We start from the raw sequence: 15,258 nt of genomic DNA, 5'->3' as shown, positions 1-15,258 counted from the left end.
CTGAACTTGTCACAGCACCACCGGAATTTCGTCGCGAACCGTCATTCGCGTCGGCGAAACCGAACACCGCACTGCGAGCAATCGAACGCCGGCGGCCGAGGCTCCGTCGAGCGCGCTCCCGAAATCGGGGTCGGTTTCACGATTCGGCGAAACCGTATCAGCATCGGGCCGACCGACGCAGAACAGAATCGCCGCCTCACCGCCCGCCTGGACGAACCGGGTCGCCTCGCGAACATGGCGTGCGCCGCGTGTGGTCGGAGCGTCGGGAAACAGCCCCCGGCGCCCCTCGACCAGCGTGCAGCTTTTCACCTCGAGCAGCATCAATCGTTCCGATCGCCGGCGGTGCCGGAGCGCGAAGTCGAATCGCCCATCGCCGTGCGGCACTTCCCGGCGATCCACGTCGTATTCGGACAACGAAGGCACGGCTCCGCGCCGCAACGCTTCTTCCACAAGGTCGTTGGCCAGATGCGATTGCAGTCCGACCCAGACTCCTCGGTGCCGAATCAAGCAGGCGTCCCACTGGAGACGCCCGATCCGGTCCGGACGATGTCGAACATAACACCGCGCTCCGGGGACGAGCAATTCGGCCATGCGCCCCGGGTTGGCCAGGTGGGCGTCCACCGCGGCTTCGCCCACGCGCACGCGAGCCGTGAAGCGATTCGGACGTTCGCAGTACACGGCCGCGACGAGCGGCGGATCGTAAATCACGCGGCGCATCCTATGAATCGCCCCCCGGGGTGTCAACGAAGTGGCGCCGTCCGTACCTGGAAGTGTCGCCGTCCGTACCTGCGCGCCGTTCGTCGTGCGGGTCGCTTCGTAACGCCTCATCCGAAAGAAGGCGTGACGTGCAGTTCGCTTGATCCCCCGCTTCGAATCCTGATACATACGGAAGCTGAATCTCAGCGCGAAGTTCCCACGTCTCCCAAGGAATCTTCCCATTGGCCGATCCCGTCGACCTCGCCGTCATTGCGCCGTGTTTCAACGAGGGTCCGAACGTCGGCGCGCTCGCGGAGCGCGTCGGGCAGGCGCTGTCCGGGCGCGGCATTTCGTTCGAGCTGGTTCTGGTCGACGACGGCAGCCACGACGACACGTGGGCGAAAATCGGCGAGCAGGCCGCTGCCCATCGCTGGGTGAAACCGGTGCGCCACGAGAAAAACCGGGGAATCGTCGAAAGCTGGCGGTCGGGGCTGCTGGCCACGGGCGCACCGCGCCTCGTGACGATCGACGCCGATCTGCAGTACCGCCCGGAGGACATTCCGACGCTTGTCGACGTGATGGACAACGAAAACGTCGAGTTCGTGCAGGGCTGGCGGCGCGACCAGGTCGGGCGCGACCGGCTGCGCGTGCTGCTCACGTCCGGGCTGTCCGCGTTGCTGAATCTGCTGTTCGGGACGCGTCTGCGCGACAACAAGAGCGGATTCGTGCTTTACACGCGGTCGGCCATGACCGATGTCCTCGATTTTTCCCGTCCGTTCCGTCACTTTCAGCACTTCATCGCGATCGCGGCGCACCGGCGGGGACATCGCATCCGGCAGGTGCCCGTGGTCTTCGACGAACGTGCGGCCGGCGTGAGTTTCATCAACGCTCCGGTGCGTTTCGCGGTGTCGGCGCTCGCGGATATTCCGCGCGCGCTGTGGGAGTTTCGCATCGGTCCGGCGTGCCGGGCGCTCGGGAAGGGCCGATAGGTTGCGACGGGGCGGAGATTTCGTGCGACGGGGCGTCTGACGATGTGCGGCATCGCGGGGTTCTACACGCGGCCCGGGGAGGCACTCGATGTCGATCCCATGTCGCGCGCCATCGCGCATCGCGGCCCGGACGAAGCGCGGGAGTTGCGTGACCGTCCGGTTCAACTTGCGATCCGTCGCCTCTCCATCATCGATCTGGTGACCGGATCCCAACCGATCTCGAACGAGACCGGAACCGTACACGTCGTCTACAACGGCGAGATTTTCAACTACCGGTCGCTTCGCGACGAACTCGCGGCAAAAGGGCACGTTTTCACGACGCGGACCGACACCGAGGTTCTCGTCCACGGTTACGAGGAGTGGGGCGAGCGCGTCGTCGACCGCCTCAACGGCCAGTTTGCCTTCGCGATCTGGGATGGACTTCGGCTTTTTCTCGCACGCGATCGCATGGGCGAAAAACCGCTGTACTGGGCCCGGACGGATGCGGGATTTTTCTTCGCGTCCGAGATCAAGGGTTTGTTACCGCATGTTTCGACTCGACCCCGGGTGGGCGAATCGTACTGGGTTTGGGACACGGCGCTCGCGCCGGATACGCTGTTCGAGGGCATCGAGGAACTTCCGCCCGCTCATACGCTGAGTTTCGACGGCCGCGATGTGGTGATCGGGCGATATTGGGAAATTCCGAACGGCGAATCATCCACGCGATCGGAAAGCGATCTCGTCGAGGAATTGCGTGCGTTGCTCGTGGACGCGGTCGCCATCCGCCTTATGTCCGATGTCGATCTCGGAATATTCCTTTCGGGAGGCATCGACTCGGCCGCCATCGCGTGCATCGCGAAGCCGGATATCGCCTTCACCTGCCGATTTCCGCTCGGGTCCAAGTTCGACGAATTTGCGTACGCCGAGCTCGTCGCAAAACACATCGGTGCGCGACAAGTGGTTGTCAGCCCGACGGCCGGGGATTTTCGCGACAAATTGCCGGCTGTGATCCGCCATCTCGACCAGCCGGTCGCCACGGCATCCGTGATCGCGGAGTTCATGCTGGCCGAGGCGGCGCGAGACCAAGGAGTCAAGGTGATCCTCGGCGGACAGGGCGCGGACGAGGTTTTCGGCGGGTACGTTCGCTATCTGCTGATGGCGTGGGAAGACCGACTCGCGCGCAGCGAGGAGCTGTCTTCGTACCAGTCGCTCGCGAGGTACTTCTGGAATCCGCGCATGTTCGGCGACCCGGCCCATCGGTATTTCGAACTGGTCGCCCGTTATCGCCCCGAACACCCCGACCCCCATTTCGAACTCGTACGCCGAATGTTCGCGCGGCATACCCCGCTCGTGGACCGCATGGGCAATTTCGATGCCCATGTTTCGCTGCCGTCGCTCCTCACCATGAACGATCGCGCCTGTGCCGCGGTCGGGCTCGAAAACCGCTGCCCCTTTCTCGATCACCGGCTGATCGAATTCGGATTCCGTCTGCCCGAGCGATGCAAGATCGACGAAAACGGCACCAAGAGGATCTTGCGAAAAGCTCTTCGCGGAATCGTGCCCGATGCGATTCTCGATCGTCGCGACAAGAAGGGGCTGGTCGTTCCGTTTCACGATTGGCTCTTCGGGCCCCTCGACGAATGGGCGAGCGATCTCGAATCGTCGCTCGCCGCGCGGATCGAAATGCCGGGCAACGGCAGCCCGCGGGGAGAATTCGATCGAGGTCGGTACAGTCGCGTGAGTCTGGAATTGTGGTTCCGGAACTACTTTCCCGATCATCGCCGCGATGCGGGTTAGCGCCGTCATTCCGACCCGAAACCGGCCCGACATGCTGCGCCGCGCGCTGGCGAGCGTGTTTTCCCAGAACCGACCCGCCGACGAAGCCCTCGTTTCGTGTCACGAGTCGGAGCGCGAATCGGTCGCTTCGATCGCCGATCACTGGCGGAACCGCGTTCGCATCATCACCCACAATGGAGCCGGAGCGGCTCTCGCTCGCAATGCGGCGATCGATGCGGCGGGCGGCGAGTGGCTCGCGTTTCTCGACGACGACGATGAATGGGCGCCGGATCGCCTGGAACGCCAGTTGCGCCTGATTGACGCAAACCCCGATCTCGTGGCCGTTTATTCGGACGCGAAGGTTGCCGGCGACCGGGCGCGCGGGGAGACGATCTTCAGCCGTCAACCCCCGTTCGCGGGATCGATTCGGGAGCGGCTCCGGGCGGACAACGTGATCCCGACGTCGTCGGTGCTGGCACGCCGCGAGGTCGTCGCTCGCCTCGGCGGTTTTCGCCATCGCTTCGAACCGGCGGAAGACTACGACCTGTGGATGCGGCTCGCGGCGGCGGGGCCGATCGCGTTCGATCCCAAACCGCTGAGCGTCTATCATCTCCATGGAACGCAGACCGGCCGACTCGCCGCCGTCATGTATCCGGCCTGCGCGACGGTGGTGGAGGAGGACTTACGCGATGCGGGGGCGAAACCCGATCGCCGTGAGGCCCGCCGCCTGTGGAGCCTGCATGTGGTCGCGGCCAAGGCCCTCGAAGGAATCGGTGATACGAATACCGCGGCCGCGCATTGGAGTTCGGCAATCCGGCTGCGCCCGCTCCACCCGGGAACCCGATTCGTCGCGTGGCGTCAGAGCGGGCAACGGTGACGCACGCCGGGCACCGCTTGCGTTCGGGCGTTCGTGACGCCATAAAATCAAACATCCATCACCACCCTGCGGGGGGCCGCCGGGCGGCCGAAAGCGTGTCATGACGATCGAGCCGAATCTGTTGGAAAAAGTTCGCGCCGGAGATCTCGCCGGGCAGGACCTCTCGCGGTCGAACTGGGCCGGCTCCGACGTGTCCGGCGCGCGTCTCGCGGGGGTAAATCTCTCGCGGGGAAAATTCCGTAAGGCCAATTTTTCCGGCGCGGATCTGTCGGGCGCGGACCTTTCGAAAGCCGATTTGCGCCAAACGAACCTGACCGGCGCAAACCTGCGCGGGGCGAAGCTGGAGAAGGCCGATCTCGACGGCGCGGACCTGACCGGTGCAACGCTGGACGAAGCGACGCTCGTCGGCGCGAAGGTGCGCGAGGCCAAACTCGAAAACGTGCGAGGCGAAAAGTCCGCGTGGCGCGACGCGCTCGCGTCGAAGAGCCGTTTTGCGAATGTCGACTTCGCGGGAGCGGATTTCACCGGTGCGGATCTGGTCGAGACGACGTGGGAAGGGGCACGGCTCGGGGGTGCGTATCTCGAACGGTCGATCTGGATCAACGCGGAACTCGCCGACGTAAACGCTCAGTCGGCGAACGCGACGGATATCGACTTCTTCCTGTCGCAGATTCGGGATTGCGACTTCTCCGGCGGAACGCTGATCAAGAGCAATTGGTCGAGCACGCGTCTCGAACGCGTTGACTTTCGCGGCGCGAATCTGGCGCACGCGCAGTTTTCGGGAGGCCGCCACGAGGCCGTCGAGTTCGCGGACGCCGCGCTGAAAGGTGCGATTCTCAAGTCCGTCAAAGGATACGACGAAGCGGCCTTGATCGCATTCCGCGAGCGCGGCGCGAAGACGAGCAGCCTATTGTGGCTGCGTGTCGGCCGCACGCTGCGCACGAGCCGTCTCGCGCAGGCGGCCGTGGCCGTCATCGTGGCTTCGGTACTGGCGTACGGGTGGCTTTGGTACCGGGATCCCGCGAACTGGTCCTACACTCGTCTCGAACAGGCCGCCGGCGACGCGGTATCGAAGCAGGATGTCCCGCGCGCCATCCGGCATTACGAACTGATCCTCGCCAAGTATCCCGATGATCCCTTTCGCGTCGCCAATATCCGGGTGCAGCTCGCCAACCTGTACCTGGGGCAGAACAAAATCGACGATGCGCGCCGGTACTTCGATCTCGTGGTCGCGGGCACGACCGACCGGCCGGAGCTCAAGGCCAGCCTGTTTTCCGCGGAACTCGGTCTCGCCGACGCCCTCGCTCAGGAACGGCGATACGAAAAGTCCGTCGCGGCGTTTGCGTCGTTCGCCGAGCGGTGGAACGCGTATCCGGAGTCGTCGCGCGCCTGGGAACGGATCGCCCAGATCGAGGTCCTGCGTGGGGACGTCGAAGCCGCCGAAGCGGCCTACATGAAGATCGTCGGCTCGCGACAGTTTTCGAGCGACGCGATTTTCAACGCCAATCTCAGTGTCGCGCGACTGTGGAAAGAACACGGCCAGGGACCCAAGGCCATCGCGCGGCTGGATGAGGTTCTCGCGCAAAACGTCGACATTCCTCAGCGCGCGGCGCAGGTGCTCTCGCAGCAGATCGAGGTCTTCGTCAGCATGGGCGATCTCGAGGGCGCGCAGGCGAAGCTCGCGCTGGTCAAGGAGCGTTACGCAGACCAGACCGAACTGATTCTCGCCGCGGAGAACGCCATCGCCGACGGCGAAAAAAATCGAGGCACGCCGGAGCTCGCCGTCGCCCGGTACGAGCGTCTGCTCGAAAGCGCGAAGGAGCCGGTGCAGATCGCGGGTGTCGCATCCTCGCTCTCCGCGGTGCTCACGCAAATCGGCAGGTTTGACGACGCGCTCAAGGTTCTGGATGGGGCGCTGGAACGCGTGAAGTCCGTTGACGAGCAGGCCCAGCGGCTCACCATCGACCGTGTGACGGTGCTTCTCGCGGCCCGCCGTCTGGACGAAGCCGCGAAGATTCTCGAAGGACTTCGCGAAACGCTGAAGGATGCGGGAGCGCGCAATAACGCGGCCATCATGCTGGCTGGCGTCTATCGGAATCGCGGCGAGCACGAAAAGGCGCGTGAGCTCCTCAACGAAGTCCTCGCCGATTCCGAAGAATCGCCTCACATGCAGTCGACCATTCGACAGACCCTGGGCGATATCGCATGGGAACTTGGCGACGCGAACGAGGCGGTTGCGCAGTATCGTCGTGTCTCCGAACTCACGACGGACCTGAATCTCAACTTCAACCCCGACCTGAACATCGTCAACGTCTATCGCCAATCGCGCAACCTGACGGAATGGAAGAAGCAGATCGAGCTGATGGCGAAGCGTTACGTGGGGGATCCCGTCCTCGCGGCGCGGACGCGTTCGGAAGAAGCGGAATACCTCCGGCTGACCGGCGACGTGGCCGGCGCGGAGGCCATCTGGAACGACGTCGCGAAAAATCCGCAGGCGGACGTCGCGCTTGGCGCGCTGCGTTCTCTGCAGATGCTCTACGCCGATCAGGGCCGGATCGCCGATCTCGATGTCGTGGCGAAGACCCTCGCGGATCGTTTCCCGACGCGCACCGACGATCTGTCGGTCGTTCGGTTGGCCAAGGCGGAGAGCCTGGCGCGTGCCCGGGATTTCGACGCGGCACTCGCCGAGTTTCGCGCGATCGTGGAATCGGCGCCGCCCGCGTCGGCTCGTCAGGCGTATTCGCGCATCATGGATATCGAGGCACAGCGGGGAAATCTCGACGCGGTCCGCGCGGCATACGATCGCGCGATCGCGATTCCAACGACCGAGGTCGGTGGGCGGGCGCAACTGATTCAAAAGCTCGCGAACGCAATCGCCGATTCGGGAAGGTTCCCCGAGGCGCTGTCGATGCTGGAGGCCGCGTCCGCCCAGGAAAAGGAGCCTCGGGAGCAGGCGCAGTTGATGCTCGCTCTTGCCGGGTTCCACGACCGCGGTGCCAGTCCCGACGCGGCGATCAATGCGTACGAATCGCTGATCGGGAAATACGCAGGGGACGGTCGCATCGTGGAGGTGGCGCAGGCGCGTTTTTCGCTCGGCCAGTTGCTCGAACGAAAGGGGGACCTCGCCGGCGCCCGCAAGCACTATGAGACGCTCATCGCGACGCCCACGGACGACGGCACGTCGTCGGGCGCGAGAACCGCGCTGGTGCGAGTGATGGTCGCGCAGGGGCAGCTCGATGCCGCGACGACCATGATTGCCGAGGTCCGCGCGAAAGGTCCCGGATCGCAGGGAACGGCGGATGCGATGTCGCTTGTGCTCGGGGAATCGCTCGCGAGAACCGGCAAGCTGGATTTGGCGGTCCGGGCGCTCGAGCCGTTGACGGCGGAATCCGAGCTCCCCGCGTTGCGCAAGCAGGCGCTGATTGCGCTCGCGCAGGCGTATTCCAACGCGCGGGAATGGGAGAAAGCCCGTCGAGCCTTCGAGGCGATCGCCAAGGACTATTCCGATGACGAAGTGGCATCCGATCAGGCCCGAATGGGAATCGCGTGGACGCTGAAAAGCGAGGACCGTCGCGCGGACGCCGTCGCGGCTTATGAGAAGGCGGCAAAGGCCGCGAAATCGCCCGAGTCGCGGCTCAATGCGCTGACGGAACTCATCTCGTTGGCCGTGGACGCGGGCGATGCGGCGGCGGTTGCGCAACTCGCGGGCGAGATCGGCAAGGATTTCGCGAACCGGCCGGATGCGTTGGCGGCGGCGAACTCCGGGCTCGCGCAGATCGCCGGTCGCGCGGGACGTATCGACGATGCGGTGGCGGCGTGGAGGAAGAATCTCGACCTCGCGTTGCCGGCGAACGCGCAGTTTCAGGTGGTTCAGCAGATCGTGCAGGCCTACGTCCAAGCCGATCGGACCGCTGAAGCGGAAAAGCTCCTGACGGAGATGGGGAAACGGTTTCCGGGCGACTTCGCGTATCAGTCCGACGTCAAGACCGCCCTCGCTCAGTTGATGTCTGCGACGGGCCGCGCGGACGAGGCGGCCAAACTGCTGGGCGGTGTGGTCGAGTCGGCGAACGAGCCCGGCCGTAAAGCGAACGTGGCGTTTCAACTCGCGCAATTGCATCGGCAGAACAATCGCTTCGACGATGCGCTTCGGAGTTACGACGATCTGCTCAAAAACTCCGGGCTCGAGCAGAGTCTGCGCGATCAGGCGACCGCCGGGCGGGCCGAAACCCTGCGTCAGGCGCGACGATTCGATGAAGCGGTCGCGGCGTTTCTGGCCATTGCCGAGAAGGGGACGACCGCCGAGTCGCGCGAGTGGGCGCTCGGTTCCGCGGCCCAGTGCTACGCCGAACAAAATCGGTTCGACGACGCGGTCAAGCTGTATCGCGATCTCCTCGCCCGCGCGGACGGCGCGGCCTCGGCGGAGCAGGCGCATTACGGACTGTCGAACGCGCTGAAACAGGCGGGTCGAACGGATGAGGCGCTCGCCACTCTGGAGGAATTGAAAAAGGCGACCACGGACCCGGCAAAAAGCCTGCGGGTCGATGTCGCCATCGCAAGGCTGCATCAGGACGCGAACCGGCCGGAAGAGGCCGCGAAGATCTTTCGCGCCGTCTCGGAGTCGAATTCGGCGGACGCCGTGATGCGGGAAGAGGCGACATGGGAACTGGCGCAGTCGCTGCGAAAAATGCGCGCGCTGGACGACTCCCTCGCCCTCTTCCGCAAGCTCGCGAAGGACTCGAAATCGCCCGAGACTCGCCGCCAGTCCGAGACGTCCGTTGCGCAGATTTTGGCGGAGATGGGCGACGTCGCGGCGGCCAAGGACGCCTTCGACAAGCTGATCGCCGCGGAAACCGACGCCGCGGAAAAGGCTCGTCTTTCGACCGAGCTCGGCGGGATCTTTCAGCAGTCGAATCGTCCCAAGGACGCACAGGCGGCATACCGCCGCGCGGTCGAACTCGCCCCGCGCTCGCTGACCGCGCTCTGGGCGACGCAGAGTCTCGCCCAGATCGCCCTGAACGAAAACGATCTCGCGACTGCCCGCAAGTATTTCGAGCAGATGCTGGCGAGTCCCACGGCGCAGGAAAGCGCGCGGATGAACGCGCGTTTCGGGCTCGCCGACGTCGCGAAGCGATCCGGGAAGATCGACGACGCCATCGCGCAGTATCAGACCGCGCTCAAGGAGGCGAAGAACGACTCGGACCGCGCGCACGTTCGCAACATGCTGGCGCAGGCGTTCATCGAGAAGAAGAAGCCGGAGGACGCGCGCGCCATCTATCAGGCGGTGATCGACGATGCGCAGGCCGCCCCGATCGCCCGCGCCCGCGCGCTGATCGGACTCGGCCACCTGCTGCGTTCGTCCGGAGAGGAGGCCAAGGCGCGCGCGGCGTTTTTGTCCGCGGCGAACGTGATGCCGAAGGACCCGTCCGCGAGCGAGGCGATTCAGGCGGCCATCGCGTCCGATCTGGAGACGGGCGACATCCGCGGCTTCGAGGAGCATCTTGCGCTGCTGCGCGAACGCTTCCCGGGCGATCGGAACGCGGCCGACAACGTTCTTCAGCAGAAGATCGAAAAACACCGCGAGCGGCAGCAATGGGATGAAGCTCTTGCGTCGCTGGAAACGCTACTTGCACAGACGAAGGATCCCGAACGGCGTCGCTGGGCGCACTTCACCAAGGGGCAGAGCCTGTCCGGGCTCGGCCGTTACGACGAGGCGAGGACGGCGTTTCAGGCGATCGAGGACGCGCCGGACGCGGATCGGAATACGATCCTGCAGGCCCGGATCGGGCAGGCGCACAACGAACTGGCGCGTGGGGACGACGAGGCGGCCGCGGATATCCTGCTCGAGATCGCCAAGAAATTCCCCGACGCGCCGCAGTCGGTCGTCGCGCTATTCGACCTCGCCCAGATCCGGCAACAGGAACCCGCGGGCGACGTGGAGTCGGTGTTCCGCGCGATCCTGTCCGCCAAGGCCGCAAAGGATCAGGACCTCATCAACGCGCACATGGGACTCGCGAGCCATTATGCGCAGCGAAAGATGGTTTCGTCGGCGGTGAAGGAGTACCAGACCGTCTTCGATACGTGGCCGGACCGTCAGGACACCGCATGGGCGTTGTCGTCGGCTGCGATGCTGCTCAAGGACAACGGCGACCAGTCGCAGGCGGTTCGACTGCTCGAGCGACTCATCGCGAAGTTTCCGCCGGAGCACGAGGCGGTGATCGGCGCAAAGCAGACGCTCTCGCAGATCTACAAACGATGATCTGAGCGCGCCGGCCTACTTGAAGGTCCAGATGCCGAACGACTTGCCGTGCAGCGGATGGGCCGCGGCGCGCGACGGAGTCGCGAACGCCAGGTCGTTGTCGGCGTCGCTCATGGCAGTCCATTTGTCGTAGTCCGGCGTGCCGACGAGCTCTTTGCGCAGGAATCCATACGCCACCAGCTTCTTTCGCACGGGCAGCTTCGCGAGGCGATACTCTTCGCGAAGCGCACTCTGCTCGTAGATGCGGTACTGCGACGGCGCGAGCGCGTTCTCATTGAGCCACTTTTCGTAGCCGGCGTTGTCGTCGGTGTACAGGCTCGGCAGCACGACGATGGCCTCGGGTCGTTTCGAGAGCGTGTAGGCGTGGTCGAACTTCTCGTGGCCCACCACGCCGCGCGTGGCGTCGCGCGGCAGTCGCGCGATGTGCAGATCGACAAGCCCCATCATGTCGTGGATGCGCAGCTTCGAGAAAAAGCCGAGCGCGCCGATGGGCAGCGTCGCCACCGTGGTGTTTTCGGGCATCGAATCGCGCATCGCGACGCCGGTCGCCGCGAAATTCTTCACGACGCGCTGCAGATCGCGATGGATGAGCCCCTGGAACGTGTAGAAATACGACCAGACATTCATGGCCGCGATGGCGAGAACGACGAGCGCCCACGCTTTCCGACTTGCGGGACCGCCGGACGTTTTTCCCGAGATTCCGCGCAGCCGCCACCCGGCGAGCGTCAGGAGCACGAGCGCCGCGAGGAAGAACCGGTGGAAGGGGTAGAAGTCGCCGCCGACCTTCATTACGTAGAGCACGTAGATGGTCGCCGCGCCCAGGAAGATCCAGACCTCGCGCGGCCACGAACGCCAACCCTTAATGGTCTTGAGTGCGTAAAACGCGGTGGCGAGGGGGACGAGCGTCGAAAACACCGCGACGCGAATGTAGGTGAATCCCGCGCGGAACAGATCCGCTCCCGAGCCGACTTTGGCGTAGAATGTGTTGGGCATCGGGTAGCCGAAGTAGGTCCAACGCGCGAGCCAGTATCCGCCAAACAGCGCCACCACGATCGCGCCGTAAACCACGCCGCGCACCGCCCGCGTCTTCGTGAACGGAAACAGCCAGGACAGGCCGAGGATCGGCGCGAGTAAAACGCCATCGGGGTGCAGCAGGCCGGCCGCGACCGTGAGCAAAGCGCTTGCCCACGGCCAGTCCTCGCGCTCCGACTCGCGTAAATGGCGCAGCACGCCCGCCAGCCACACGAAGGCGAAGATCGACGTCTCCATACCCGCCCACGCCCAGACGAGCACGCACGTGGAGAGCGTCAGGAACGCGAGCACGAATGCCTCGGCCCGGCCGATCAGCCCCGTCGTGCGTTCGCGCAGGTAGCGCGAGGCCAACGTGACCGTCCCCGCGCTCGCCAGCAGGCTGAGCACGACCGCCACGAAATCGATCCGGCGGATGCCGGCCAGCGAAAACGGCGCGAGCAGGGCGATGAGCGCGATCGACGTTCCGCCCTCGACGCGCTCGCCCGGGTTGTATTCGAGCCCGAATCCGTGGGCGAGGTTCTCGGCGTATCGGTACGAGATGTACGCGTCATCGACCGGACGCAGGAAATCGAGCGGGTTCTGCGGATTGCCCGCCCCGAGGAACACGAGCACAAACTTGGCGCAGATGATCGCAGCCAGCGCGAACGAGAAGACGCGGCGATCCGAGGGCCGTACGCGTTCAGGCATGCGCGGCCTCGGGCACGCCACGGGGTTTTTTCGATCCGCGCATCAGCGTCTTGAGTGACGGGAACGCCATCGCGAACGCGATGCTCGAGATGTTGGAGATCAGGTGCGCCAGATGGACGTTGAGGTAGAGCGGCGGTTTGGGAACGCGCCCGATCCACCACGCGGCGAAACCGACGCCGATCGCGATTGCGAACCAGCGCTTGGCGAAGGCCATCGAGTCCGCACCCCGGTCTCGGCGCGCGGCGAGCTTTTTTGTCGTCAACGTGATGAGACTCATCACCACCACGGTTTGACCGACGATCATCACAAACGACGGAGGACTCTTCACGATGGTCGTGGAGACTTCCAGAAACAGCCACTGGAGCACGAAGACGAAAAACGACTCCCGACCGATAAACTCGAGCCAGCGCCCGGCGCGCCACTGTCCCGTGTACCAACGTCGGGCGGCCAGGATGAACAACCCCGCGATTCCCACATGACGCAGCACGTAGTCAGGTTTGCCGCGATGAAAGTAATCCACCATGTGCTGCGCCAGGAAAAACGGAAACGCCAGCGACGAGGCGAGAATCGCCGCGAAGAAGATCCATAGCCAGATTTCGCGTTTCGTCCGCGCGTGACGCATCAGCACGCCGCCGAGCAGGGCGCAGCCCGTCCACGGCAGCGCGGAAAACTGGATGAACAGAAAACGTTGCCAGAGCGGCAGGTCCCTCAACTCGCCGAGCATCGCGAGGTACTGTCCCATGAGGTTCGGGTGCGCGGCGCCGGGCCGCATGGAATCGGCAAATGCCTTTGCCGAAACGGCGATGTAACCGTTCCCGATCGACGGATCGGGCGTGAGCGCGAACCCGAATGCGATGACGAACAGTTCGAGCGCGATGACGACGATCGCCCACGTGGGCCATTGCCGGCGGAACGGGATGTAGGTGACGAACGCCGCGACCGCGATCCCCTGAAAAAGATCCATCAGGCCGACGGAGTATCGGTTGACGTTGTAAACGAATCCCAAAAAGAAAAGCGCGACGTTGGTGATGAGGAAGTCGCGGGTGGGACCGAATCCTTTTTTCGATGCGGCGCGCTGGACGTAATGCAGCACGTTCATTCCGGTCGCCATGAAAAACAGGGCGACGGAGCTTTCCGCGAAGATCCAGCTCGGGACGAGGTGGGGCGGTCGGTCGATGACGACGTTCATCTGAAACCCGATGTGCCCGTAGATCATCATCAGGCATGCGAGCCCCTTGGCGAGGTCGATGTCGAGATCCCGATTCGATGGCGCGTTCATCGTTCCCTCTGATCGGTCAGGCGGCGTTCGGCGTCAGGCATTTCGCGCGCCAGCGCGTGCGTATCGATCCGAACACGAACGCGAAGGCGAAGGCCGACACGAAACCGACGAGTCGGGCAAGAATATAGAGCGGCGGAGCTGCGGAAAGAAAGATGCCCACGGCGAATGTCACGCCGAGAACCACGAGGGCATTGCGCTCGAACGCCGGGCCCAGCGCCCACCGATCGCGCCGCCTTGCGAGGATCGGTAGCAGCCAGGCGGTGCCCGCGATGATGAGAACGGCGCGCGCATACATGTGGAGTTTGGGCAGGAACATCAGCGAAACGGTGATGAGAAAGAAGTGCAGGATCAGCAGCAGGAACGACTCCTGCCCGGCGAACTCGATCGCCCGTGCGATCCGACTCCCGCCCGCGCCGCGGTACAGGTGTCGTCCGACGATAAACGCGAGCCCGGCGCCGCCGCCCGTTTGAAGGACGTATCCCGGCACGCCGCGGAAGAATAGCTCGACCGGGTTGCTGAAGAACGCCTGCGGAAGCAGGGTGGACGCGCCGAGCATCGCGAGGAAGACGAGCGAGGTCAGGATCTCGCCGACGCGCCCACGCGTGCGAAACACCGCCGCGCCGATGAGAAAAAATACCGCCCACGGAAAGAAGCTGAAATGTGCGAAGAGCTGCCGTTTCCACAGCGGGAGCGACTTCACGGTCGCAACGGCGGTCTGAAACATCGGCTGGTCGTACGTCTCGATGGAAGTCCACATCGGCACCGTGTTCGCAACGGCGGTGATGGCGTCGAGTTCCAAACGGAACGGCCAATAGACGGCGTACACGGCGGCGGCGACGACCAGATACGCCCAGCCCGGCAGGCGCAGGTACATCACCAGGAACACGGCGGAGGTGCAGACCGCCACGCCCTGAAAGATGTCCGGGATGCCGATCGCGAGGCTGCCGATGGCGAGGCTGTACGTGTAGCCGAGGACAAACAGGATCGCCGCCTGGCCGAGGTAGAAACGGAATGCGTCGAACCCGGCCTTGGCGCGATTGCGGTCGAAAAACGTACAGACGTTCATGCCCGAAGCCACGAAAAACACCGGCCCGGAAAAGTCCATCGCGTAGATGATGATCTTGTCCACGAAGCCGAGCGGACCGAATCCCGCCGGGTGCGCGCGCAGGGCGTGCCCGGTCAGCATCAGGTAGCAGGCGAGCCCCTTCAAAAGGTCGATTTCGTGGAACCGTTCCGCTTTCGCGCCGCTCATTCTCGCAGACCACCGCTCGGGGACGGCGTAAACTAAAGGAAGCGATCGGTGCGGGCAATACGCCCTCGATCGCGGCTTGATTCGGGAGTCGTTCCGGATATAATGCGCGCCGTTTTTGGGGTGCCACTGTAGCTCAGCTGGTAGAGCAGACGATTCGTAATCGTCAGGTCGGGGGTTCGAGACCCTCCAGTGGCTCGGGCGAAGAGGGGGGGGCATATTCTGTCCCCCTCTGGAGGCGAGACACCGGAAAGTGGGTAGTATCGAGCCGCCGCGTCCGGCGCGTCGGGCCGTCAGAGCCCAGGGCGCGTCCGGCAGGCGGCGTTCGCCCACGGGAGGTGTTCTTTGCCGAGACCGAGCAAGTTTACCGATGTGCGGAAGTACGAGATCGCGATGGAGCTGATTTCCGGCAAGTCCTCGCCTGGGGGAGGTTTGCCG

The 15,258-nt window shown here is 64.4% G+C and carries 8 protein-coding genes and 1 tRNA gene; 5 read left to right on the top strand and 4 right to left on the bottom strand.

Features of this window, described 5'->3' with window-relative positions:
• Positions 1–9: 9 nt before the first annotated feature.
• Positions 10–717 (bottom strand): DNA/RNA nuclease SfsA, encoded by a 708-nt coding sequence (gene sfsA, locus IT350_09180; protein ID MCC6158213.1) that lies wholly within the window; start codon positions 715–717, stop codon positions 10–12.
• A 221-nt stretch (positions 718–938) separates the two neighbouring features.
• Between sfsA and IT350_09175 the strand changes: the two genes are divergently transcribed.
• From IT350_09175 to IT350_09160, 4 genes are all read left to right on the top strand, one after another.
• On the top strand, positions 939–1,685 hold the full coding sequence (locus IT350_09175) for a glycosyltransferase family 2 protein (GenBank protein MCC6158212.1): 747 nt from the start codon (positions 939–941) through the stop codon (positions 1,683–1,685).
• Between the two features lie 42 nt (positions 1,686–1,727).
• On the top strand, positions 1,728–3,461 hold the full coding sequence (gene asnB, locus IT350_09170) for an asparagine synthase (glutamine-hydrolyzing) (protein MCC6158211.1): 1,734 nt from the start codon (positions 1,728–1,730) through the stop codon (positions 3,459–3,461).
• Entirely contained in the window at positions 3,451–4,317 is an 867-nt protein-coding gene (locus IT350_09165) for a glycosyltransferase (GenBank protein ID MCC6158210.1), read from the top strand. Before asnB ends, IT350_09165 begins: the two co-directional genes overlap by 11 nt.
• Positions 4,318–4,417: 100 nt before the next feature.
• Positions 4,418–10,573 (top strand): tetratricopeptide repeat protein, encoded by a 6,156-nt coding sequence (locus tag IT350_09160; GenBank protein MCC6158209.1) that lies wholly within the window; start codon positions 4,418–4,420, stop codon positions 10,571–10,573.
• 15 nt (positions 10,574–10,588) lie between these two features.
• On the opposite strand, the gene IT350_09155 is transcribed toward IT350_09160, so the two are convergent.
• Genes IT350_09155 through IT350_09145 form a run of 3 tightly spaced genes read right to left on the bottom strand, consistent with a single transcriptional unit; the run spans position 10,589 to position 14,823 of the window.
• Positions 10,589–12,292 (bottom strand): hypothetical protein, encoded by a 1,704-nt coding sequence (locus IT350_09155; protein ID MCC6158208.1) that lies wholly within the window; start codon positions 12,290–12,292, stop codon positions 10,589–10,591.
• Positions 12,285–13,571 carry a hypothetical protein gene (locus tag IT350_09150; GenBank protein ID MCC6158207.1) on the bottom strand — a complete coding sequence of 429 codons (1,287 nt, stop codon included), beginning with the start codon at positions 13,569–13,571 and terminating at the stop codon, positions 12,285–12,287. The genes IT350_09155 and IT350_09150 overlap by 8 nt, the downstream gene beginning before the upstream one ends.
• A 16-nt stretch (positions 13,572–13,587) precedes the next feature.
• Complete coding sequence (locus IT350_09145; protein MCC6158206.1) at positions 13,588–14,823, bottom strand: hypothetical protein; 1,236 nt, start codon at positions 14,821–14,823, stop codon at positions 13,588–13,590.
• A gap of 122 nt (positions 14,824–14,945) precedes the next feature.
• On the opposite strand from IT350_09145, the gene IT350_09140 reads away from it, so the two are divergent.
• A tRNA-Thr gene (locus tag IT350_09140) sits at positions 14,946–15,018 on the top strand.
• The last annotated feature ends 240 nt before the right edge of the window (positions 15,019–15,258 follow it).

The sequence above is a fragment of the Deltaproteobacteria bacterium genome (assembly GCA_020845895.1).
Taxonomy (GTDB): Bacteria; Lernaellota; Lernaellaia; order JACKCT01; family JACKCT01; genus JADLEX01.
This window is presented reverse-complemented; position numbering and strand designations above follow the sequence as displayed.